This is a genomic window from Streptomyces gossypii (assembly GCF_025165795.1).
GTDB lineage: Bacteria > Actinomycetota > Actinomycetes > Streptomycetales > Streptomycetaceae > Streptomyces > Streptomyces gossypii.
In genome coordinates, this window is sequence record NZ_JAJAGO010000009.1 from 240392 (window position 1) to 262817 (window position 22426).

Below are 22426 nucleotides of genomic sequence, written 5' to 3' on the forward strand. Positions count from 1 at the left end.
GTACTCTTGCAGTACGGCATCAAATAGTGGTTGCCGAAGACTGGAGGCACAATCCCATGCTGATCGCTCAGCGCCCCTCTCTGACCGAAGAGGTAGTCGACGAGTTCCGCTCCCGGTTCGTTATCGAGCCGCTGGAGCCGGGTTTCGGCTACACCCTCGGAAACTCCCTGCGTCGTACGCTCCTCTCCTCGATCCCCGGTGCCGCGGTCACCAGCATCCGGATCGACGGGGTCCTGCACGAGTTCACCACCGTGCCGGGCGTCAAGGAGGACGTCACCGACCTCATCCTCAACATCAAGAGCCTCGTCGTCTCCTCGGAGCACGATGAGCCGGTCGTGATGTACCTGCGCAAGCAGGGCCCCGGCCTGGTCACGGCGGCGGACATCGCCCCGCCGGCCGGTGTTGAGGTGCACAACCCCGACCTGGTCCTCGCCACGCTCAACGGCAAGGGCAAGCTGGAGATGGAGCTGACCGTCGAGCGCGGCCGCGGCTACGTCTCCGCCGTGCAGAACAAGCAGGTCGGCCAGGAGATCGGCCGCATCCCGGTCGACTCCATCTACTCGCCGGTCCTCAAGGTCACCTACAAGGTCGAGGCGACCCGAGTCGAGCAGCGCACCGACTTCGACAAGCTGATCGTCGACGTCGAGACCAAGCAGGCGATGCGTCCGCGTGACGCGATGGCCTCGGCGGGCAAGACCCTGGTCGAGCTGTTCGGCCTGGCGCGCGAGCTGAACGTCGACGCCGAGGGCATCGACATGGGCCCGTCGCCGACGGACGCGGCGCTCGCCGCCGATCTGGCGCTGCCGATCGAGGAGCTGGAACTGACGGTCCGCTCCTACAACTGCCTCAAGCGCGAAGGCATCCACTCGGTGGGCGAGCTGGTGGCCCGTTCCGAGGCCGACCTGCTCGACATCCGCAACTTCGGTGCGAAGTCGATCGACGAGGTCAAGGCGAAGCTGGCCGGCATGGGCCTGGCCCTGAAGGACAGCCCGCCCGGATTCGACCCGACGGCCGCCGCCGACGCGTTCGGTACGGACGACGACGCGGACCAGGGCTTCGTGGAGACCGAGCAGTACTGACCCGCCGCGAGCCACGGCTCACGGCTTTCCGGGGCGGCAGCAGACCGCCGCCCCGGGCCCGTACGGGCAGCAGTCCGTACGGACCCTGACACCGGTACCTGATACGGCCGGTGCAGAGACCCGAGGAGACAAGACATGCCGAAGCCCACCAAGGGCACCCGTCTGGGTGGCAGCGCGTCGCACCAGAAGGCGATGCTGGGGAACCTGGCGACCAGCCTCTTCCTGCACGGCCGCATCACGACGACCGAGGCGAAGGCCCGTCGTCTGCGCCCGTTCGCGGAGCAGCTGATCACCAAGGCGAAGAAGGGCGACCTTCACAACCGCCGGCTGGTCATGCGTACGGTCCTGGACAAGAGCGTGGTCCACACGCTCTTCACCGAGATCGGCCCGCGTTACGAGAACCGGCCGGGTGGCTACACCCGCATCACCAAGATCGGTCCCCGTCGCGGCGACAACGCGCCGATGGCGGTCATCGAGCTGGTCGAGGCCCTGACCGTGCAGCAGGCGGCGGTCGGCGAGGCCGAGGCGGCGACGAAGCGCACCGCGAAGGACGCGGCGGGCGACGACGCGATCGCGGACCTCAAGAAGGACGAGGCCCCGGCGGCGACTGAGGCTGCGGCCTCCGACGCCGAGGAGTCCTCGGAGAAGAAGGACGACGCGAAGGACGCCTGAGCGTCCTGAGCATCACGTCGGCGGTCCGCCCCCTGTGGGGGCGGGCCGCTTGGCGTTGGGGTGAGACAACAGCTTCTGAGAGGATCGGCGCGTGAGCGATGCGGTGGAGCCCGGACGGGTGCGGGTGCGGCTGGATGTCTCGTACGACGGCAGGGGCTTCTCCGGCTGGGCCCGGCAGCGGGAGCGGCGCACCGTGCAGGGGGAGTTGGAGGAGGCGCTGCGCGTCGTGCTGCGGCTGGACGCCCCCGTGGAACTGACCGTCGCGGGCCGCACCGACGCGGGTGTGCACGCGCGCGGGCAGGTCGCACACGTGGACCTGCCGGAGGCCCTGTGGGCGGAGCAGGGCGCGCAGTTGCCGCGCAGGCTGGCGGGGCGGCTGCCGATGGACGTGCGGGTGTGGCGGGTGGCCGAGGCTCCCGCGCACTTCAACGCCCGCTTCGCCGCGATCTGGCGCCGCTACGCCTACCGCGTCAGCGACCACCCCGGCGGCGTCGACCCGCTCCAGCGCGGCCATGTGCTGTGGCACAACTGGCCGTTGGACCTGGACGCGATGAACGCCGCCGCCGAACGGCTGCTGGGCGAGCACGACTTCGCCGCGTACTGCAAGAAGCGCGAGGGTGCCACCACCATCCGTACGCTCCAGGGGTTCCACTGGGTCCGGCGGGCGGACGGTGTGCTGGAGGCCACCGTCAAGGCGGATGCCTTCTGCCACAACATGGTGCGTTCGCTGGTCGGCGCCATGCTCTTCGTCGGGGACGGGCACCGCCCGCCCGCGTGGCCGGGTCAGGTGCTGGCGGCGGGCGTACGGGACTCGGCCGTGCATGTCGTACGGCCGCACGGGCTGACGCTGGAGGAGGTCGGCTACCCGGCGGACGTCGACCTGGAGGCCCGTAACGCCGCCTCCCGCAACAAACGGACCCTGCCGGGCGCGGGCTGCTGCTGACCCGCGGCTCCCCCCCCTCGACGGGTAACAGCTCGGACACGTTCGGTGCCCAGGGGCACGTCCCGGCCGCATGGGGCGCAATTCTTGGTGCCATGACGGGGCGGACGCAGGCGTGGGCCGGGGGAGTGGCCGCAGGAGTGGCACTCGTGGCATTGGCCGTTTATCTGGCCTCGGTGGGGCTGGACGCGGCCAACCAGTGGGCCGGGGTGCTCGGGTTGTTCGTGGCGTTGGCCGGGCTGGCGGTCTCCCTGGCCGGAATGAGGCGCGGCGCCTCGGGGCCCGACCCGGGGCAGGGCGTGCGGGACAGCTTCGTCCGCGGCGGGGTGGCCCTCGTGGGGAAGGCCCGGAACGTACGCATCAGCCAGCATGGGTCCGCTGCTGGTGGCTCCGGGAGCGGCCCTTCCGTTTCCGGCAGCCGGGTGTCGGGACCGGTCGCCGAGGTGACCGAGGCGGCCGGGGACGTCGAGATCGAGCAGGGTCCGTGAGCAGGACCCGTGGGCCGTGGGTGGCGAACTCGGTCGTGCACGACTCGGTGGTCATCGTCGACGGCGCCCGTGGTGACGTGAACATCAGCACGGGCGGGCGGTCCCTGTACCGGGTGGACGACTTTCCCCGCGCACCGTCCCCGCTGACCGTGGAGCAGGCCAGGGCGCAGCCCGCCGGGCTGCTCCAGGCCGGCCACCAACTGGTGCCTTTCACCGGACGGGCCGCCGAACTGGAGCAGTTGGCGCAGTGGCGGGACGGTCCGGAGAGGCAGTCGGTGCTGCTCGTGCACGGGGTGGGCGGTCAGGGCAAGACCAGGCTCGCCGCCCGGTTCGCGGCCGCCAGTCGCCGCGAGGGCTGGCGGGTGCTTCAGGCGCGCTACATCGGCGACCCCGCTCCCGTACCGACAGAAGCGGCAGCAGGCACAGCGGCGGCCCCGGCAGCAGGCACAGCGCCGGATACGGCAGCCGACGGATCGCAGGGCAGGGCGGCGGGTGTCCTGATGGTGGTGGACTACGCGGAGCGCTGGCCGCACAACCATCTGACGGAGATGCTGACCGATGCCTGCAAGCAGGGCAGCCGCACCCGCGTGCTGCTGATCGCGCGCCCGTCCGGTGCGTGGTGGCACGTGCGGGCCCACGGTCTGGAGCGGCTCGGTCTCACCGCCTCCGCCCTGCCGCTGCCGCCATTGACGCGCGACCCGGACACCACAGTGGAGCAGCTCTTCACGGCTGCCCGGGACCGGTTCGCCCGAGCCCTGGACGCTCCCGGCAGCGGCGGAGTCGCCGTGCCACCGGCCGTCCTGGCGGGGGAGGGCGGCTTCCGCCAGGTCCTGGCGGTGCACATGGCTGCGCTCGCCGCCGTCGACCAGCACCGGCGGTCCGCCGGCCAGAGCGCCGCCCCGGCCCGGCTGGACACTCCGGCGGACATCTCCGCCTACCTGCTGAACCGTGAATGGGGTTACTGGCACCTGCTCCACGAAAACGAACGCATACCCACCAGCAAGGACTTCATGGCCCGCGCCGTCTACACGGCCGCCCTCTGCGGCGCCCTTCCCTACCAGGAGGGACGGGCAGCTCTGGCCGCGATCGACCCGGACTCCCCCCAAGGCACCGACCAGCTGCTCATCGACCACGCGGTCCTGTACCCGTCCGCCGACGCGCACGCCGGTACGGTCCTGGAACCGCTGTATCCCGACCTGCTCGCCGAGGATTTCCTTGCCCTGACCGCACCCGGCCATGCTCTGGACCATCCGGTTGACCCATGGGCCGTAGAGGCACCCCGGCGTCTGCTCGACCCCTCCGCCACGGCCGCCGCGCAGGAAGGTCCGGTTCCCGTCTGGACCCGTCCGGCTCTGACCACCCTCATCGCCGCCGCCACCCGGTGGCCCCACCTGGCCAGGGGACAGCTCGCCTCGCTGCTCACCCGCCACCCCGCACTGATGCGGCATGCGGGCGGTGCCGCACTGACCGCACTCGCCGAGGTGCCCGAGCTGCCCGTCAGCGTTCTCGACGCCGTCGAGTCCTGCCTGCCCGAGGGCAGGCACACCGAACTGGACTCCGGTGTCGCCGCCGTCACCGCGCGCCTCACCGAACACCACCTGGCGACCACGACCGATCCGGCTGAGCGGGCCACTCGCCTGCACACCTGCGCCGTACGCCACTGGTACGCGGGCATGTACGAACAGGGCCTGAAGACCGTTCAGCAGTTGGTGGAGCAGTGCCACCGGGTGGTGGAGGAGCATCTGGACGCCCGCGGGCACCGGGCGTCCAGTGCGTCGGATCTCGGTTTCCACGTGGTGGCGGTGGGGCCCGACGACTCTGTGGTCAACGTCGGGCGGCCGGTGCCCGCAGTCCATCAGGGCAATCTCGCGAGTGCGCTGTCACTCCTGAGCACTTATCTGACGGAGGCCGGGAGCGCCGACGAGGCGCTCGACGCCGCCGAGCATGCCTGGGTGATCTACCGCTGGATGGTGGACGCGGGCCGGAGTGCGTACGAGCCCGACCTGGCACGCACACTGATGGTTCTGGGCGCGCTGGAGGGAACTGCCGAGCGCCGGAGCGCGGTGGCCGACGCCAACGAGCAGGCGGTGGCGATCTACCGCCAGCTGGCGGCCCGGGAGCCGGCCGTCTACGAACCCGAACTCGCCGTGGCGCTGTCGAACCTGGGTGCCCGCGAGGCGGAGAAGGGCCGTTACGAGGAGGCGCTGGCGGCCGACTTCGCCGCGGTCAAGATCCAGCGTGGCTGGGTGGAGACCGCACCGGAGGTCTACGAGCCCGATTTCGCGGTGTCGCTCTCGCACCTGGCCGCCGGCCTGTCGAGGATCGAGCAGTGGGGCGAGGCGCTGGCGACCCTGGAGCAGGCGGTGCAGATCTACCGTCGGCTGGCGGAGAGGAACCTGCTCGTCTTCGGGCCCGACCTCGCCGCCTCGCTGTCGAGGGTGTCGATTCACCTGTTGCGGGCGGGAAGGCGGCAGGAATCCCTGGCGGCAGGCAGGGAGGAGGTGGACGTCCTGCGGCGCCTGGCCGAGAGGGAACCCGCCGCCCGCGAACCCGCGTTCGCGGACGCCCTGTCAGCCCTCACCGCCCGCCTCTGGGACCAGGGTGGCGCGCCGGAGGCGGTGGCCGTGGCCCGGGAGGCGGTGCGGGTCTGGCAAGGGCTGACGGCGGGAGACCGCGCCGCACACGAGCCCCGCCTCGCGGGGGCGTTGTCGGATCTGGGCATCTGCCTGTCCCGGACGCAGCGGACCGAGGCGTTGGCGGTCACCGAGCAGGCGGCCGGGATCTTCCGGAAGCTCGCGAAGGAGGACCCGGGGATCCATGAGTCCGGGTTGGCACAGTGCCTGCTGAATCTGAGCGAACGACTGTGGGCGAGGGGGCGTACGCAGGAGGCGGTGACGGCCGCCGAGGCGGCCGTGGACATCTACCGCCGGCTGGAGCAGTACGACCCGGCCGCCTTCGGCGCCGAACTGGCGGAGGCGGTCGAGCTCTGCGCCGGCATGCTCACCGGCCTCGGCCGTGCCGAGGAGGCGGCGGCGGTCCGGCGGCAGGGCGGTGACGCGGGCCAGTGAGAGCCGGGGCGGTCACCGCCGCCGGGTGTCAGAACATCGTGTTGTCGTTCGCCGACGTCTCCGGGATGGGCTGCTGGACGTCCCAGTGCTCGACGAGCTTGCCGGCCTCGTCGAGGCGGAAGATGTCCACGACTGCCATGCCCCGGTCGTCGTCCGCGATCGTCATCAGGCTGTGCATGACCACGGTGTCGCCCTCGGCGACGAGGCGTTTGATGTCGAACTTCAGGTGCGGGAAGCGGCTGACGAAGCCCACGAACGAGTCGGGGCCGTCCACCGCCCTCGGGTTGTGATTGATGTAGGTGGCGCCGATGTACTTGGCGACGGCATCGGCGGGCTGCCTGTCGACGAAGGCAAGTCGGACGAAGGCTCGAACGGTCTGCTTGTTCCGCTCCGGGTCGCTCATGACGATCTCACCAACCAGTCTGAGGGTCAGGAAAGAAGAAGAAGTTCGCCCCCCGTGGCGCTACCGTCCGATCATCGCGCGTCCTGGGCGGGAGGGGAGGCGGCGGCCATGTCAGAGCTGTGGCCCAGGACGTCAACTCTTCGCCGGCGGCCCGCCCGGTCCGCCCGGTGCGCCCGGTGCGCCGCGCAGCCAGGAGCTGAGCTGGGTGCGGGAGCGGACGCCGAGCTTGCGGTAGATGCGGGTGAGGGACGCCTCGATCGTCTTCACGCTCAGGAACATCCGTGTCGCCACCTCCTGATTGGTGGCACCCTCACCGACCAGCACCGCGATGCGCTCCTCGCTGTCCGTCAGGGGGGAGGGCGTCTGCAACACGCGGCCGTTTCCGCCCGCGCCGGTCTCCGCGCCGCCTCTGCCCGTACCGCCCCCGGCGTCGACGGCGTCCAGGCTGCGGCCCGCCTGCTCCGCCCAGGGCCGGGCGCCGCAGCGGGTGAAGAGGGCGAGCGCCTCGTCCACCGCCGCACGGGCCGCCGAGTGCCGTCGGCGGCGGCGCTCGATGCGGGCCTGCTCCAGCAGGCAGTGGCCGGTCTCCAGGGGCTGGCCGAGGCTGGTGAAGCGTTTCGCCGCCCCGCGCAGCAGCCCCAGCGCCGCCTCCGGTTCGCCGTGCGCGACCCGGACGGCCGCCTCGGCGCGGTCGAGTTGGCCGGTGACCGCGCCGCCGTCGGCACCGCGCCCGAGGGCGGCGCGGGCCGCGCGGACGACCTCCTGCGCCTGGTCCGGTTCGCCGAGTGCGGCCAGCCCGGAGGCGAGGTCACCGTGCCAGCGCAGCACCTGCGGTGAGCGCAGCCCCTGCGACCGGTCCAGCTGCTGGATCCTGCGCAGCATCGCCACGGCTCCGCGGAGGTCTCCGGTGCGCAGCCGGGCCACGCCCAGCACATGCAGGTGGCGGCAGCGGAAGATGGCGTCGCGCTCCTGTTCGGAGGCGCGCAGGCCGTGTTCCGCGTAGCCGGTCGCGCGGGCGAGGCTGCCGCCCGCCAGCTCGGCGACGGCGGCGTTGTACCAGCCCGGTCCCGGACTGAGCGACGCCTCCTCGGCGATGCGGACTGCCCGGTCCGCGAAGTCCAGTGCCTCCTGGCAGCGGCCCATCCGCACGGAGACCTCCGAGAGGCCGCGCAGCACATGGACGACCTCCTCGCCGGAGCCGCGTTCCACCATGGCGAGCATGCGTAAGAGCGACTTGCGGGCGTCTTCGAGCCGGTCGTCGAAGACCGCGAAGCGGGAGGCGAAGAAGCGGGGCGCCATGTGCAGCCAGCCGCGCAGCGGCGGTTGGGGCAGGCGCAGGGCCTGCTCCAGGTGGGTGTCGTAGTCGGTGTGGCCCATGATCCGGGAGGTCATCGCCCGGTTGCCGAGTGCCATCGCCTCGGTGGCGGTGTCGCCGACGGTACGGGCGTGCGCGAGGGCGCGTTCCGACTCGCGCGCGCTGCGCTCGGGCTGTCCGTCGACGAGGGCGGCCCAGGCGAGCCGGAGCCGTACCAGGGCCATCAGGGCGGGGTCGCCCTCGGCGTCCAGCAGCGCGGCGGCCAGGATCTCGTCCATCTCGCCGAGGCCCTGTCCGGACAGGTCGATCAGCGCGATGCGGACCCGTACGCGCTGGGATCTGGGCGAGTCGGCGGCGAGTACGGCGTCGGCGGCCCTGTGTACGAGTTCGGGCAGCGAGGCGGAGGCGCCCGCCTCGGCGGCGGCGACCAGCCATTCGAGGCGCTGCGCGTCGAGTTCGCACGGGGTGCGGTCGGCCGCCAGCAGGTACAGCTCGGCGGCCATCCTGTGCGAACCCTGCCGGGAGGCGGCCTCGGCGGCGGTCACCAGGGAGCGGGCGACCTCGGCGTCCGGCCCGGCTTGGGCCAGCGCCCGGTGGCGCACCCGGCCCGCGGCGTCCGGGACGACGGTGGCGAGGGCGGTGTGCACCTCGGCGCGGTGGGCGGGGTCGGCGTACTCGGCCAGTACGGTGCCGACGGCGGGCGGGGTGAAGCGCAGATCGCCGCCTTCGGTGACGAGCAGGCCGGCGGCTGCGGCGAGCCGGATGTCGTGTGCGGCGTCCGCGCGGCCCGCGCGCAGCAGCAGGGAGACGGTGGGGCGGGTGGCGAACGCGGCCATCAGCAGCGTCTCGCGGGTCTCGGCGGGGAGGGTGTCCAGCCGTTCGCTGATGAGGGCGTGCACGCGCTGGGGGAGCGGTGCGGGGCGCCAGTGGCGGGGGATGCGGTCGGTGAAGGCGCCGCCCAGGGCGAGGGCGAGGTAGGGGTTGCCGCCCGAGTCCGCGTGCAGCTTGGTGGCGACCCGGGCGGGGAGGCCGTACTGCTCGAACAGTTCGGCCAGCACGTGCGGGGCCAGCGGGGGCACGGCGAGCTGGACGGCGGTCGGGGTCGGTGACCAGGGCGGCGCTCCGCCGGGACCGGCGCTGCCGGGGCCGGGGCCGGAGCCGCCGGGGGTCGCGTCCGGCCAGCGGCCCGCCACCACGACCCGTACGCCGCGGCCGGTCAGCCGCCGGCCGGCGTAGCGGACGGCCTCGACGGTGGCGGTGTCCAGCCACTGGGCGTCGTCGATCAGCACCAGCACGGTGTCTGTCGTCGCGCAACGGCCGAGCAGTTCGCGCCAGGCCAGTTGGCACACGGCCGTCGCCTCTCCGGGCGCGGTGGCCGCCCGGCGGTCGCGCAGCAGGATGCCGTGGAGCGCGGAGCGGTGGGGTTCGGGGAGCCCGGCGAGCCGGGACGGGGGGATCTGGTCGAGCAGGTCGGCCAGCACGGCGTACGGGATCCAGCGCTCGGTCTCCGCTCCCGCCGCCCGCAGGACCAGCTCGCCGCGGGCCGCCGCCGTCGCGCCGACCGTCTCCATCAGGGCGGTCTTGCCGATGCCGCTCGGTCCGGTCAGTACGGCGCTGCCGTTCGCGGCGAGCCGTGCTTCGAGGGCGGCCAGCAGCGCGTCGCGGCCGACCAGTGGCGGGGGCGGCTCGCTCCGGCGGTGCCCGTACGGCCGTGCGGAGTCGTCGGCGTGTCCGGGGCGCTCCGTGAAGTCGGCGAAGTCGGCGAAATCGGTGATGGGTTCCCCCTCCAGGCCGAGCGGGACATCGCGCTGACCCTAGCCATCCGGAATGCGGAGCTCAATGGTCGGTCAGCAGAAATCCGCGCAGAGGCGCCGGTGTGCGGGGGAGGGCACACCGGCGCCTGCGGGGCGCGTGGGGTTCAGGCCAAGATGCGGGCGTGATTCAGGCCATGTCCACGCCAAGAATCGCGTCGGCAGTCCCGCCGTGGCCCCGGTAGATCACGACACGTCGACCGTCGTGTCGTCGATCACGAAGGACGTCTGCAGATAGGCGTCCTCCTTCCCGACGAACCGGATCTGGATGTCCCGGCCCGCGTATTCGCCCAGGTTCAGCGACTGCTTTGCGTAGCCGCTGTCCGCGTCCTCGTTCGAGTACGTCCGCAGCGTCCCCAGCACGTTGGAGCCGCTCTCGTCGAGCACCTGCACCGCGAGGGTGTCGTACGGGGTGCCCGGCGCCTCGTCCGTGTCGGTGTGCAGGTAGAAGCCCAGCGTGTACTGCGAGCAGTTCGCCGGGAGTGAGACGCCCTGCTGGAGGGTGTTGGTGTTCGTGCTGCCGTAGCCGTTCAGCCAGGCGTTCCAGCTGCCGGTGCGCGGGGCCTGGCCGGAGGACTGCCACTGGCCGATCACGTTGGCCGAGGCGTTCCAGGAGGCAGCACCGGATTCGAAGCCCGGGTTGGAGAGCTTCTGGCCCGGGTTCACGCACTCGTCGCTGCCGCCGCCGGTGACGGTCAGCGCGAAGGTGACGCTGTGCTCGCCGGACGCGGAGGTGCCGGTGATCGTCACCGTATGAGTGCCGGACGGTGTACCCGCCGAGGTGGAGAGGGTCAGCCCCGAGGACTCGCCCGCCGTCACCGAGGACGGGTCGAACGCCGCCTCGACACCGCTGGGCAGACCGGACGCGGTCAGGCGGATGGACTCCGCGTCGCCCTTGGCCACCGAGGTGAGCACCTTGGTGGTGGCCGGCTGGCCCGCCTCGACCGTACGGGCCGCCGGGTCGGCCTCCAGCGCGAAGTCGTTGTCCGGGTCCGGGTCGCCGCCGCCGTCGTTGATCACGCGCAGCAGCCTGTTGGGCGAGCCGGTGCCCGGGTTGCCCACGACCCCGGCGGTGGAGTTCTCCACCAGGTAGTCGCGGATCTGCTGCGGGGTCCAGCCCGGGTTGGCGCCCGCCACCAGCGCGGCGGCACCCGCCACATGCGGGGAGGCCATCGACGTGCCGCTGATGGTGTTCTGCGCGGTGTCGCTGGTGCTCCAGGCGGAGGTGATGTCGGAGCCCGGGGCGAAGAGATCCAGGCACTGGCCGAAGTCGGAGAAGCTCGACCGGCTGTCGTTGCGCGTGGTGGCGCCCACCGTGATGGCCTCCGCCACCCCCGACGGCGAGCCGGTGCAGGCGTTCTCCCTCTCGTTGCCCGCGGCCACGGCGTAGCTGATGCCGGTGCCGATGGAACGGCGCACGGCGCTGTCCAGGGTGGGCGAGGAGCCGCCGCCCAGGCTCATGTTCGAGACGGCGGGCTTGACCGCGTTGGCGGTCACCCAGTCGATGCCCGCCACGACACCGGCGGTGCTGCCGGAGCCCTGGCAGTTGAGCACCTTGACGGCGACCAGCTGGGGACTCTTGGCCACGCCGTAGTCGGTGCCGCCGGTGGTCCCCGCCACATGGGTGCCGTGGCCGTTGCAGTCGGTGTTGTTGCTGTCGACCGTGTTGGTGCCCCAGGTCGCCCGGCCGCCGAAGTCCTCGTGGGTGACGCGGATTCCGGTGTCGATGATGTACGCGTGCACGTTCGAGGACGAGTCCGGATAGGTGTAGCTGTCGTCCAGCGGCAGTTGTGCCTGGTCGACGCGGTCCAACCCCCAGGACGGCGGGTTCGGCTGCGTGCCCAGCGCCTGCATGCGCTGGTCCGCCTCGACGCGGGCGACCGCGGGATCGGCTGCCAGTTCACGCGCGGACGCTTCGTCGGTGCGGAGGGCGAAGCCGTGCAGTGCGGCCGAGTAGGTGTGGGTGATCTCGCCGCCGTGCTCGGAGGCGAGCCTCTTGGCGGCACTCGCCACCGAGGGATCACCCTTGAGCGTGACGAGATAGCTGCCGTCGATCCGGTCGGGGCTGGCGGCCTCGGCGATGCCGCCCTTCTCCGCCGCCGGTGCGGGGTCCGCCGGTGTGGGGTCCGCCGTCGCCGCGCCGGTGGCGGCGACGAGCATGGCGGTCACGGTGGTGGCCACCAGCGCGCATTTCGCGGCGAGTTGTCTTCGGGCCGGGGCCCGGGTCCTCTGGTACATGGATTCCTCACTTCGGAGCGGTCACTACTCGACGTGGGGGGTGCGTCGCGTGGCACCGGCGGGGAAGAGGCGCGAGGGGGTGAGCGGGGGGTGAGCGGGAACGCGCGGCTCGCCGGGCCGGGCATGACGTCCGGTCAGGGGGTGCTGCATCACAGTGGGTGCGGGCTTTGCGGGTGTGCGGCGGGTCTGTTCAGGGAGCGCCCCGCGCTCAGGGGCTGTCGTAGCCCAGCGTGTAGCTGCCGCCGCCCGAGTAGGCGTGGACCCGGTAGCGGTAGTAGCCCGCCGAACCGCTGTAGCTGAGCTCCTCGTCGGCCTCCGGGGTGGTGCCCTGGCCGACCTCGGACCAGCCGGAGCCGTTCCACTTCTGGAGGTAGAGGTCGAAGTCCGTGCCGTCCGGGGCGTCCAGGCAGGCCCGGTGAGTGCCGGAGGTGCCGGAGTAGTAGTAGCTGCCGTCCGGCTGGATTGCGGCGCCGCCGCTGTTCAGGCTGCCGGTGCGCTGGTTCTGCAGGCTGGAGCAGCTGGAGGTGCCGTTGACCGTGAGGGTGTAGGTGGCGCTGTTCGTGGCCGCGCTGCCCTTGCCGGTGACCGTCACCGGGTACTCGCCGGAGGGCGCGTCGTCGGCGGCGGTCAGTGTGAGTTCCGAAGAGCCCCCGGAGGTCACCGAGTCGGGCTCGAACCCCGCGGTCACCCCGTCGGGGAGTCCGGCCGCGGAGAGCTGCAGGGCCTGTGCTTCCCCGTTGGTCGTACGGGTGGTGACGGAGGCGGTGACGCTCTCACCGGCGTCCAGCGACCCGGACTGCGGATCGACCGACACCGCGAAGTCGTTGGCCGACTCCGAGCCGCCCAGCGTCCACATCGCGTAGGCGATCGCATCCGCATTGCGGTTCAGCGCCGTGTCGTTGATGTTGCTCGTGGTGTCGCAGGAGGCGTGGTAGCACTGGTCGTACGCCTGCCCGGCCGTACCGCCCCACAGCTGTGCCTCCGCCGAGGTCTTGCGCCCCTCGGCCCCGGTGAAGGTGCCGCCCGCCGCTATGCCGACCCGGATGAACGGACCGTAGTCGCTGCGGCCGTCGAAGTCGGTGCCGCGGGTGGCCACGTTGATCGACCCGAAGTAGTCCTCCAGCACGCCCTCCATCTGGGCCGAGCCCTCGGGGCCCGGACCGGAGCCGGTGCCGTCGGAGTTGTCGCCGTCGTAGAGGAAGTACCCCGCGTTGGGAGAGCCGACCATGTCGAAGTTGTAGTAGCCGTCGATACGGGCCCGCTCCGCCGAGGAGAGCTCGTCGACGTAGTGGGTGGAGCCGATCAGCCCCAGCTCCTCCGCGCCCCACCAGGCGAACCGCAGGTGCTTGTCCGGCTGGTGGCCGGACCGGGCCACCTCCAGCGCCACCTCGAGGATGGCCGCCGAACCGCTGCCGTTGTCGTTGATGCCCGCGCCCCGGCTCACGCTGTCCAGATGCGCACCGGCCATCAGCACCTGGTCGGCCTGGCCGCCGGGCCAGTCCGCGATCAGGTTGTAGCCGGTCCGCCCCGAGTAGGAGAAGGACTGGATCTCGGTCTGGAAGCCCACGGCGTCCAGCTTCTGCTTCACGTAGTCGATGGACGCCTTGAAGCCGGGCTGCCCGTGCGCCCGGTTCCCGCCGTTCGCGTTGGCTATCTGCTGGAGCTGGTTGAGGTGCCCCTTCACGTTGGCGAGCGAGATGTCCGGTGTGGCGGCAGCGGAAGCGGCCTGGGTGGCCGCTCCTTTGGCGTGCGCCGTCGTACCGGTGGATGGTGCCGCCGTCGCACTGCCCGCGAGCGCCGCGCCCGACAGGGACAGCGCAAGGACCGCGACGGACGCCGTAAGACGTCTCAGCATCCCGTCCTCCCTTCCTCAGTCCGTCCCCGCACAGCGATGGGCGGGGACGTAGGCCGCCGTGGCCCATGGAGAGGCTAGAAAGGGAACGGGTGTACGGAATCGGGGAAAACCCTTGCGAGCCCCCAGGAGTACGCGAAGCGGAACGGCGGCCGGCGGCCGAACGGAACGGGCCGCGTGCGCGTCAGCCCGACTGGGCGTCGGCCTCGGCCTGGTCCTTGCCCCGCTGGAGGATGCGCGCGTAGCCGAAGTCCGAGCCGTCCAGCGCCGCCTCCACGGCCTTCTTGTCCGACTCCGGGGCGGGCTTGCCGTCCGTGTGCCCGGCGATCGTGAAGAAGGCGTACCGGCCAAGGGCGTTGACCGTCGTACGGCAGGTCACCGTGCGGCAGTAGGCCGGCACGTCGCCCCCCGCGAGTGAGGCGATGTTGGGCACGTAGTCCGCCTTCACCTCGGACGCCTTCGCCTGGGAGTCGAAGACGGCGATGCCGAGCGTGAAGGCCAGGGTGTCGCGCTGGTACGTCGCGCGGAAGACCATGCCGCAGCCCTGCTTGCGCAGCACCGGGCCGAGGCCCGCCTGCGTCGCCTCCTCGCACTTCTTCGTGGAGTCCTTGGCGGCCAGGCGGTACTTCTTCCCGTTGACGGTGACCGTCTTGCTCGGGAAGAGGGTGTCCTCGCTCAGCGGCGCCTTGTCCTTCTTCGGGCTGTTGAGATAGTCCTCCGGCGGCGCGGGCGGCAGATCCTTCTCGAACGACGGCTCCGGGCCGGGGCTGGACGGCAGATCCTCCGGCGAGGGCAGCGCCTCCGACGGCTTGTCCGAGGCGCCCGAACCGCCGCCGCTCTCGCTCACCACCGCGATCGCGACGATCCCCGCGACGGCGGCCGTCGCCAGAGCCCCGCCGCCGACCACCAGCCAGCGTCTGCGGCGCCGCCGACTGCGCGCGGTCTCCTCCGCCATGGCCGACCAGTCCGGTGTGCCACCGCCCCCGGCCCCCCACTGGGGACCCCCCTGCCCAAAGCTCATGCGCGGCATCTTACGACTTGGTGTGCGACGGGGAGCGGGCTCCCTGTCGCACACCACGTCGTAATCCGGTTGGCTCCCGGGCCGCGGCACAGAGACAATCCGTCCCCATGGGACATCTTGAGGCGGCGCATCTGGAGTACTACCTGCCGGACGGAAGGGTGCTGCTGAGCGACGCGTCCTTCCGGGTGGGCGACGGCGCGTCCGTCGCCCTCGTCGGGGCGAACGGCGCGGGCAAGACCACGCTGCTCCGGCTGATCGCCGGGGAGCTGCAACCGCACGGCGGCTCGGTCACCGCCACCGGCGGGCTGGGTGTCATGCCGCAGTTCGTGGGCTCCGTGCGGGACGACTCCACGGTGCGCGACCTGCTGGTCTCGGTGTCACCGCCGCGCATCCGGCAGGTGGCGGCGGAGGTCGACAAGGCCGAGCTGGGGATCATGGAGGTGGACGACGAGGCCGCCCAGATGCACTACGCGCAGGCCCTCAGCGACTGGTCGGAGGCGGGCGGCTACGAGTCCGAGACCGTCTGGGACATGTGCACGACGGCCGCGCTCGGCATCCCCTACGACACGGCGCAGTGGCGGAAGCTGACCACGCTCTCCGGCGGCGAGCAGAAGCGGCTCGTCCTGGAGGCGCTGCTGCGCGGCACCGACGAGGTGCTGCTGCTGGACGAGCCGGACAACTACCTGGACGTGCCGGGCAAGCGCTGGCTGGAGGCCCGGCTCAACGAGACGAAGAAGACCGTCCTGTTCGTCTCGCACGACCGCGAGCTGCTGGCCCGCGCGGCAGACAAGATCATCAGCGTGGAGCCGAGCCCGGCCGGCAGCGACGTATGGGTGCATGGCGGCGGCTTCGGCACGTACCACGAGGCCCGCAAGGAGCGCTTCGCACGCTTCGAGGAACTGCGGCGGCGCTGGGACGAGAAGCATGCACAGCTCAAACGGCTGGTCCTCGACATGCAGCAGTACGCGAAGCGCAGCGACGACATGGCCTCCCGCTACCAGGCGGCCAAGACGCGGCTGCGGAAGTTCGAGGAGATCGGACCGCCGCCGGAGCCGCCCCGCAAGCAGGACATCACCATGCGGCTGCACGGCGGACGGACCGGCATCCGGGCCATCACCTGCCAGGGACTCGAGCTGAGCGGCCTGATGAAGCCCTTCGACCTGGAGGTGTTCTACGGCGAACGCGTGGCCGTCCTCGGCTCGAACGGCTCCGGTAAGTCGCACTTCCTGCGTCTGCTGGCGGGGGACGACGTCGCCCACACCGGCCACTGGAAACTCGGCGCCCGCGTGGTGCCCGGCCACTTCGCCCAGACCCACGCGCACCCGGAGCTGCTGGACCGCACCCTGCTCACCGTCCTGTGGGAGGACCACGCACGGGACCGCGGCAAGGCGATGAGCGTGCTGCGCCGGTACGAGCTGACGGGGCAGGCGGAACAGCGCTTCGGCAAGCTCTCGGGCGGGCAGCAGGCCCGCTTCCAGATCCTGCTGCTGGAACTGGCGGGCAGCACGGCCCTGCTCCTGGACGAGCCGACGGACAACCTGGACCTGGAGAGCGCGGAGGCGCTCCAGGAGGCGCTGGAGGCGTACGAGGGCACGGTGCTGGTGGTCACCCACGACCGCTGGTTCGCACGGACGTTTGACCGCTATCTGGTCTTCGGTGCGGACGGGCGCGTACGGGAGACGCCGGAGGCGGTCTGGGACGAGGCGCGGGTCGCGCGCGAGCGGTAGGGCGGGCCGCGGCGGCACCGGTGCGGGGGCCGGTTTTGACCCCTGTCCCCGGGACCGGGTATTCTGCGGGTTCGTTATGTGTATTGGTTGCTCATTCTCACGTGAGGGGCCCTTACACCGGCCCATCTGCCGATGAGCGGCGATCAGCACTCGGTTGCGTCACCGATGTGCGGTCAGTGCCGCTGTGATCGGTCGGATGGCCTTGTCAGGACCTGTCCCCTGAGCCCTCGCGGGCGCAGGGGCGACCCCAATTCACTGAGAAACGAAGGCTACGACCGTGCGTACGTACAGCCCCAAGCCCGGCGATGTCCAGCGCCAGTGGCACGTCATTGACGCCCAGGACGTCGTCCTGGGCCGTCTGGCCACTCAGGCCGCCACTCTTCTGAGGGGCAAGCACAAGCCCATGTACGCCCCTCACGTCGACACTGGTGACTTCGTCATCATCATCAACGCCGACAAGGTGCACCTTTCCGGCAACAAGGCGACCCAGAAGATGGCCTACCGCCACTCCGGGTACCCGGGCGGCCTGCGTTCCGTCCGCTATGACGAGCTGCTGGCGAAGAACCCGGAGAAGGCCGTCGAGAAGGCCGTCAAGGGCATGATCCCCAAGAACACCCTCGGCCGTCAGATGCTCTCGAAGCTGAAGGTCTACGCGGGCGACCAGCACCCGCACGCTGCACAGCAGCCGGTCCCGTTCGAGATCACCCAGGTCGCGCAGTAAGTCCCGGCCACCACCCCAGACGTACAGAAACCAGGAGAACTCGTGGCCGAGACCACCGCTGAGACGCCCGTCAACGAAAGTGTCGACGAGGAAGTCCAGGAGTACACGACCGAGACCCCCGAGGTCCCGGAGGAGCTCACCGCCGAGGCTCTCACCTCGCGCTTCGGTGACCCGCAGCCCGCCGCCGGCACCGGTCGGCGGAAGAACGCCATCGCCCGTGTCCGGATCGTTCCGGGCAGCGGCAAGTGGAAGATCAACGGTCGCACCCTGGAGGGGTACTTCCCCAACAAGGTGCACCAGCAGGAGGTCAACGAGCCCTTCAAGGTGCTCGAGCTGGACGACCGCTACGACATCGTGGCCCGTATCGCGGGTGGCGGCATCTCCGGTCAGGCCGGTGCGCTGCGCCTCGGTGTCGCCCGCGCCCTGAATGAGGCGGACACGGACAACAACCGTGCCGCGCTCAAGAAGGCGGGCTTCCTGACGCGTGACGACCGTGCCGTCGAGCGTAAGAAGGCCGGTCTGAAGAAGGCCCGTAAGGGCACGCAGTACAGCAAGCGCTGACCCAGGCGCTGGCACGGCTGCACGCCGTTTCGTGGCAAGCGCCCCGACGACACGTTCCGTGTCGCCGGGGCGTTTGCTGTAAGGCCGTCCGGCAGGTGGGGGTGCAGGACGCGGCCCCCGGATGCCGGACGGTCTAAGTTGAGGGAAGCCGGAAGCCATCGGACACCCGGCGCGATCTGGAGGACGACAAGTGGCACGACTCTTCGGTACGGACGGTGTGCGCGGAGTGGCCAACGGGCATCTGACTGCCGAGATGACACTCGGCCTGTCCGTCGCCGCGGCCCATGTGCTCGCCGAGGTGGGGTCGTTCGAGGGACATCGCCCGGTGGCGATCGTCGGACGGGATCCGCGCGCGTCCGGAGAGTTCCTGGAGGCCGCCGTGGTGGCGGGCCTCGCCAGCGCCGGCGTGGACGTGCTGCGGGTGGGCGTGCTGCCGACCCCTGCCGTCGCGTATCTGACGGGTGCGCTCGGCGCCGATCTGGGCGTGATGCTCTCCGCCAGCCACAATCCGATGCCGGACAACGGCATCAAGTTCTTCGCGCGCGGCGGCCACAAACTGGCCGATGAGCTGGAGGACCGCATCGAGCGGATCTACCACGAGCACGCGGCGGGTGAGCCGTGGAACCGGCCCACCGGCGCCGACGTGGGCAGGGTCCGTGAGTACGACGAGGGCTTCGACAACTACGTCGCGCACCTGGTGGGCGTCCTGCCGAACCGGCTCGACGGGCTGAAGGTCGTCATCGACGCCGCGCACGGCGCCGCCTCCCGGGTCTCTCCCGAAGCCTTCGCGCGGGCCGGCGCCGAGGTGATCACCCTCGGCACCGACCCGGACGGCCTCAACATCAACGACGGCTGCGGATCGACCCATCTGGACGGGCTGCGCGCAGCCGTCGTCGCGCACGGTGCGGATCTGGGCGTGGCGCACGACGGCGACGCGGACCGCTGTCTGGCGGTGGACGCGGCGGGCGACGAGATCGACGGCGACCAGATCCTGGCCGTGCTCGCGACGGGCATGTTCGAGGCGGGGACGCTGCGCAAGAACACCGTCGTGGCCACCGTCATGTCGAACCTCGGCTTCAAGCTGGCAATGGGGCGCGAGGGCATCGGGCTGCTCCAGACGGCGGTGGGTGACCGCTATGTGCTGGAGGAGATGAAGCGCGGCGGCTACTCGCTGGGCGGTGAGCAGTCCGGGCATCTGATCGTGCTGGACCATGCGACCACCGGGGACGGCACGCTGACCGGGCTGATGCTGGCGGCCCGTGTCGCCGCCACCGGGCGGCCGCTGTCCGCGCTGGCGGCCGTGATGGAGCGGCTGCCGCAGGTGCTGGTCAATGTTCCGGATGTGGACAAGGCGAGGGTCGCTACGTCCGCCGAGTTGGCCACCGCAGTGTCGGAGGCCGAGCGCGAGCTGGGCGAGACCGGGCGGGTGCTGCTGCGTTCCTCGGGCACGGAGCCGCTGGTGCGGGTGATGGTCGAGGCGCCGGAGATCGAGGTCGCGCGGACGGTGGCCGACCGGTTGGCGGACGTGGTCAAGCGCGCCCTGGGCTGAGTCCGGTCGCTTTTGGGTGCTGCCGACTGGAATGTCAGTGGGGTGCGTCACAGTTGTGCAGGAAGTGAGCGTCGTGCCTGGCGCTCGCCACTTCAAGGCATGACAGCGATCCGACACATCCGGCAAAAGGGACACAGCAGGGGTCACAGCATGACGTACGCGATCCAGGCGGAAGACCTGACCAAGAGTTTCAAGGGGACGCAGGCGCTGGCCGGAATCGACCTGGCCGCTCGTACGGGCTCGGTTCTGGGCCTGCTCGGGCCGAACGGCGCGGGGAAGACGACCGCGGTGCGGATCTTCGCCACCCTGGTTCGGCCGGACGGCGGCCGGGCGACGGTCGCGGGCCACGACGTGGTGCGTGAAGCGGGCCGGGTGCGCTCCCGCATCGGCCTCACCGGCCAGTACGCGGCGGTGGACGAGAACCTCACGGGTACCGAGAATCTGCTGCTCATCGGCCGTCTGCTGGGCATCCCGAGAGGCGGAGCGCGAGCGCGGGCCGCCGAGCTGCTGGAGCGCTTCCAGCTGAGCGACGCCGGAGGCCGTGCCGTGAAGACGTACTCGGGCGGTATGCGCAGGCGGCTCGACCTCGCGGCCAGCCTGGTCGGCCGGCCGGAGATCCTCTTCCTCGACGAGCCGACCACGGGGCTCGACCCGCACAGCCGCGGAGAGGTGTGGGAGATGCTGCGCGGCCTGGTGGCCGAGGGCGTCACCGCCCTGCTGACGACGCAGTATCTCGACGAGGCGGACAAGCTCGCCGACGAGATCGTGGTCATCGACAAGGGCCGGGTGATCGCCGACGGCACACCGGACGAGCTGAAGTCCGCCGCGGGCGGTCAGGTGCTCCAGGTGCGGCCGCTGCACGGCGAGGACCTCGGAGCGGTCGCCGCACTGGTCGCGGAGGCGGCGGGTCCGCAGACCCAGATCGAGGGCGAGCTGATCACCGCTCCCGTCATGGACCCGGCACTGATGCCCGCGGTCGTCCGGAGCCTGGACCACGAGGGGATCGAGGTGGGCGAACTGGCGCTGCGCCGCTCCTCGCTCGACGAGGTCTTCCTGGCGCTCACCGGTCACCGGGCGCGGCCGGAGTCGGCAGCCGGTGAGGACGCGGGCGTCGGCGTGGGCGCCGAAGGAGCGGACGCGCTCGCAGGGGCGGAGCGTGTGCCATGACGACGACGGCCTTCACCCAGCCACTGACGAAGAAGGGCCGGGTGCGGCCCGGCAACGGAGTGCGGCAGACAGGCACGATGGCCTGGCGGAGCCTGGTCTCCGTCAAGCACAATCCGCTGGAACTGATCGACTACAGCATCACGCCGATCATGTTCGTCTTCCTGTTCACCTATGTCTTCGGTGGGCAGATGGCGGGTTCACCCAGGGAGTACCTGCAGTACGCACTGCCCGGCATCATCGTGCAGAACACGCTCTTCATGAGCATGTACACAGCCATGTCGCTGAACAGCGATCTGACGAAGGGCGTCTTCGACCGGCTGCGCAGCCTGCCGATAGCCCGGTCGGCGCCGCTGTTCGGGCGGATAACCGCCGACCTGGCCAAGCAGGTCTGGGCAATGGTGCTGATGATCGGGCTCGGTGCAGCGCTGGGCTTCCGGATCACGGCCGGGGCCGGGGTCACCGGCTTCCTCGGCGCCGTGCTGCTGCTGGTGGTGTTCGCGGCGGCCGTCTCGTGGAGCGCCGTGCTGATCGGGATGCTGGCGGGCGATCCGGAGAAGGTGCAGGTGTTCGCCTTCACCCTGATCTTCCCCATCACCTTCACCAGCAGCGCCTTCGCCCGGGTCGAGACGATGCCCGGCTGGCTCCAGTCGTGGGTGGACGTCAATCCGGTCACCCATCTCTCGGACGCCTTCCGCGGGCTGCTGGTCGGCGGCGAGGTCGCCTCTCCCGTCCTGTGGTCCCTGGTGTGGGCCGCGGCGATAGCGGCGGTCTTCATCCCGCTGGCGATGCGGGCCTACCGCTCCCGGGTGTGAGCCGGTGACCGGTCAGAGCTTGCGCAGCGAGAGGCGTTCGACCTTGTGGTCGGGCCCCTTGTGCAGCTGGAGGGTCGCGCGGCCCCTGGTCGGTGCGATGTTCTGCCGCAGGTTCGGCTCGTTGATGGTGCGCCAGGTGTTGCGGGCGTAGTCCAGCGCCTCCTCCTCCGTGACCCGGGTGTACTTGCGGAAGTACGAGGCGGGGTCCTGGAAGGCGGTGGCGCGCAGCGCGCGGAAGCGCTCCAGATACCAGCTGCGGATGTCGTCCGTGCGGGCGTCCACGTAGACGGAGAAGTCGAAGTAGTCGGCGAGGGCCAGCCGGGCTCGCCCGTCCTGCCCGTAGCGGGCGGGCTGAAGCACGTTCAGTCCTTCCACGATCAGGATGTCCGGCCGCCGCACCACCAGGCGTTCGCCGGGGACGATGTCGTAGATCAGGTGGTCGTAGACGGGCGCGGTCACCTCCTCCCGGCCGGATTTCACGTCCGCGACGAACCGGGTGAGCGCCCGGCGGTCGTACGACTCGGGGAAGCCCTTGCGGGACATCAGCCCTCGCTCGCGCAGTTCGGCGTTGGGGTGGAGAAAGCCGTCCGTCGTCACGAGTTCCACCCGGGGGTGCTCCGGCCACCGTGCGAGCAGCGCCCGCAGCAGCCGCGCGGCCGTCGACTTGCCTACCGCGACGCTGCCCGCGACGCCGATGACGAACGGGGTCCCGTGCTGGGGGCCCTGGCGGTTGGCGGCGTCACCGAGGAAGGTGTTCAGTGCGTCGCGCAGGCCGTGGGTGGCGCCCACGTACAGGTTGAGCAGCCGGGAGAGCGGCAGATAGACCTCCCGCACCTCGTCCAGATCGATGACGTCACCGAGCCCGCGCAGCCGCTCGACCTCCTCGGCGGTCAGCGGCAGCGGTGTCCGCTCGCGCAGTGCGCTCCACTCGGCGCGGGAGAGATCGACATACGGCTTCGCCGTCTTGGTGGCCACCTCCTCATTCTGCGTCGCACACCCGAG

Annotated in this window: 16 protein-coding genes and 1 pseudogene; 11 read left to right on the plus strand and 6 right to left on the minus strand. The window is 71.2% G+C overall.

What is annotated here, in order from left to right:
• The first annotated feature begins 56 nt into the window (after positions 1-56).
• The 5 genes from LHJ74_RS20655 to LHJ74_RS20675 all read left to right on the plus strand — a co-directional run bounded on the left by LHJ74_RS20655 (position 57) and on the right by LHJ74_RS20675 (position 6247).
• Positions 57-1079, plus strand: a complete 1023-nt coding sequence (locus LHJ74_RS20655; RefSeq protein WP_260219585.1) for a DNA-directed RNA polymerase subunit alpha — start codon at positions 57-59, stop codon at positions 1077-1079.
• Between the two features lie 135 nt (positions 1080-1214).
• The gene (gene rplQ, locus LHJ74_RS20660) at positions 1215-1751 is read left to right on the plus strand and encodes a 50S ribosomal protein L17 (protein WP_260219586.1); all 537 of its coding nucleotides are present in this window, start codon (positions 1215-1217) and stop codon (positions 1749-1751) included.
• Positions 1752-1842: 91 nt separating this feature from the next.
• Positions 1843-2694 carry a tRNA pseudouridine(38-40) synthase TruA gene (gene truA, locus LHJ74_RS20665; protein WP_260219587.1) on the plus strand — a complete coding sequence of 284 codons (852 nt, stop codon included), beginning with the start codon at positions 1843-1845 and terminating at the stop codon, positions 2692-2694.
• Positions 2695-2840: 146 nt separating this feature from the next.
• Positions 2841-3179: a hypothetical protein gene (locus LHJ74_RS20670; protein WP_260219588.1), complete on the plus strand. Its 339-nt coding sequence runs from the start codon at positions 2841-2843 to the stop codon at positions 3177-3179.
• On the plus strand, positions 3176-6247 hold the full coding sequence (locus LHJ74_RS20675) for a tetratricopeptide repeat protein (protein WP_260219589.1): 3072 nt from the start codon (positions 3176-3178) through the stop codon (positions 6245-6247). Before LHJ74_RS20670 ends, LHJ74_RS20675 begins: the two co-directional genes overlap by 4 nt.
• A 28-nt stretch (positions 6248-6275) precedes the next feature.
• Here LHJ74_RS20675 and LHJ74_RS20680 read toward each other — a convergent pair whose 3' ends face one another.
• From LHJ74_RS20680 to LHJ74_RS20700, 5 genes and pseudogenes are all read right to left on the minus strand, one after another.
• Positions 6276-6650: a nuclear transport factor 2 family protein gene (locus tag LHJ74_RS20680; protein WP_260219590.1), complete on the minus strand. Its 375-nt coding sequence runs from the start codon at positions 6648-6650 to the stop codon at positions 6276-6278.
• A 132-nt stretch (positions 6651-6782) separates the two neighbouring features.
• Complete coding sequence (locus tag LHJ74_RS20685; protein WP_311203333.1) at positions 6783-9755, minus strand: helix-turn-helix transcriptional regulator; 2973 nt, start codon at positions 9753-9755, stop codon at positions 6783-6785.
• A 207-nt stretch (positions 9756-9962) separates the two neighbouring features.
• Positions 9963-12014: a S8 family serine peptidase gene (locus tag LHJ74_RS34240; protein ID WP_311203331.1), complete on the minus strand. Its 2052-nt coding sequence runs from the start codon at positions 12012-12014 to the stop codon at positions 9963-9965.
• A gap of 721 nt (positions 12015-12735) precedes the next feature.
• Positions 12736-13869 (minus strand): annotated as a pseudogene (locus LHJ74_RS20695) (M28 family metallopeptidase); the annotation flags it as partial.
• Positions 13870-14050: 181 nt separating this feature from the next.
• Entirely contained in the window at positions 14051-14887 is an 837-nt protein-coding gene (locus tag LHJ74_RS20700) for a hypothetical protein (RefSeq protein ID WP_260219592.1), read from the minus strand.
• Between the two features lie 107 nt (positions 14888-14994).
• Here LHJ74_RS20700 and LHJ74_RS20705 point away from each other — a divergent pair, with 107 nt between their 5' ends.
• The 6 genes from LHJ74_RS20705 to LHJ74_RS20730 all read left to right on the plus strand — a co-directional run bounded on the left by LHJ74_RS20705 (position 14995) and on the right by LHJ74_RS20730 (position 21424).
• Positions 14995-16614: an ABC-F family ATP-binding cassette domain-containing protein gene (locus LHJ74_RS20705; RefSeq protein ID WP_260219593.1), complete on the plus strand. Its 1620-nt coding sequence runs from the start codon at positions 14995-14997 to the stop codon at positions 16612-16614.
• Positions 16615-16891: 277 nt separating this feature from the next.
• Positions 16892-17335 (plus strand): 50S ribosomal protein L13, encoded by a 444-nt coding sequence (gene rplM / locus LHJ74_RS20710; RefSeq protein WP_260219594.1) that lies wholly within the window; start codon positions 16892-16894, stop codon positions 17333-17335.
• Positions 17336-17377: 42 nt separating this feature from the next.
• Positions 17378-17896, plus strand: coding sequence for a 30S ribosomal protein S9 (rpsI, locus tag LHJ74_RS20715; protein WP_260219595.1), 519 nt, complete (start codon positions 17378-17380; stop codon positions 17894-17896).
• Between the two features lie 190 nt (positions 17897-18086).
• The gene (gene glmM, locus LHJ74_RS20720) at positions 18087-19445 is read left to right on the plus strand and encodes a phosphoglucosamine mutase (protein ID WP_260219596.1); all 1359 of its coding nucleotides are present in this window, start codon (positions 18087-18089) and stop codon (positions 19443-19445) included.
• A gap of 150 nt (positions 19446-19595) precedes the next feature.
• A complete protein-coding gene (locus tag LHJ74_RS20725; RefSeq protein WP_260219597.1) occupies positions 19596-20612 on the plus strand; it encodes an ATP-binding cassette domain-containing protein in 1017 nt (338 codons plus the stop codon).
• Positions 20609-21424, plus strand: coding sequence for an ABC transporter permease (locus tag LHJ74_RS20730; RefSeq protein WP_260219598.1), 816 nt, complete (start codon positions 20609-20611; stop codon positions 21422-21424). The genes LHJ74_RS20725 and LHJ74_RS20730 overlap by 4 nt, the downstream gene beginning before the upstream one ends.
• 12 nt (positions 21425-21436) lie before the next feature.
• Here LHJ74_RS20730 and coaA read toward each other — a convergent pair whose 3' ends face one another.
• Positions 21437-22399, minus strand: a complete 963-nt coding sequence (coaA, locus tag LHJ74_RS20735; protein WP_260219599.1) for a type I pantothenate kinase — start codon at positions 22397-22399, stop codon at positions 21437-21439.
• Between the last annotated feature and the right edge of the window lie 27 nt (positions 22400-22426).

Excerpts from the sequence above, each read along its gene's own strand:
- LHJ74_RS20705 (WP_260219593.1), top strand. The coding sequence starts at position 14,995 with ATGGGACATCTTGAGGCGGCGCATCTGGAGTACTACCTGCCGGACGGA.
- LHJ74_RS34240 (WP_311203331.1), bottom strand. The coding sequence starts at position 12,014 with ATGTACCAGAGGACCCGGGCCCCGGCCCGAAGACAACTCGCCGCGAAA.
- rplQ (WP_260219586.1), top strand. The coding sequence starts at position 1,215 with ATGCCGAAGCCCACCAAGGGCACCCGTCTGGGTGGCAGCGCGTCGCAC.
- LHJ74_RS20730 (WP_260219598.1), top strand. The coding sequence starts at position 20,609 with ATGACGACGACGGCCTTCACCCAGCCACTGACGAAGAAGGGCCGGGTG.
- LHJ74_RS20680 (WP_260219590.1), bottom strand. The coding sequence starts at position 6,650 with ATGAGCGACCCGGAGCGGAACAAGCAGACCGTTCGAGCCTTCGTCCGA.
- LHJ74_RS20655 (WP_260219585.1), top strand. The coding sequence starts at position 57 with ATGCTGATCGCTCAGCGCCCCTCTCTGACCGAAGAGGTAGTCGACGAG.
- LHJ74_RS20700 (WP_260219592.1), bottom strand. The coding sequence starts at position 14,887 with ATGAGCTTTGGGCAGGGGGGTCCCCAGTGGGGGGCCGGGGGCGGTGGC.
- LHJ74_RS20725 (WP_260219597.1), top strand. The coding sequence starts at position 19,596 with ATGACGTACGCGATCCAGGCGGAAGACCTGACCAAGAGTTTCAAGGGG.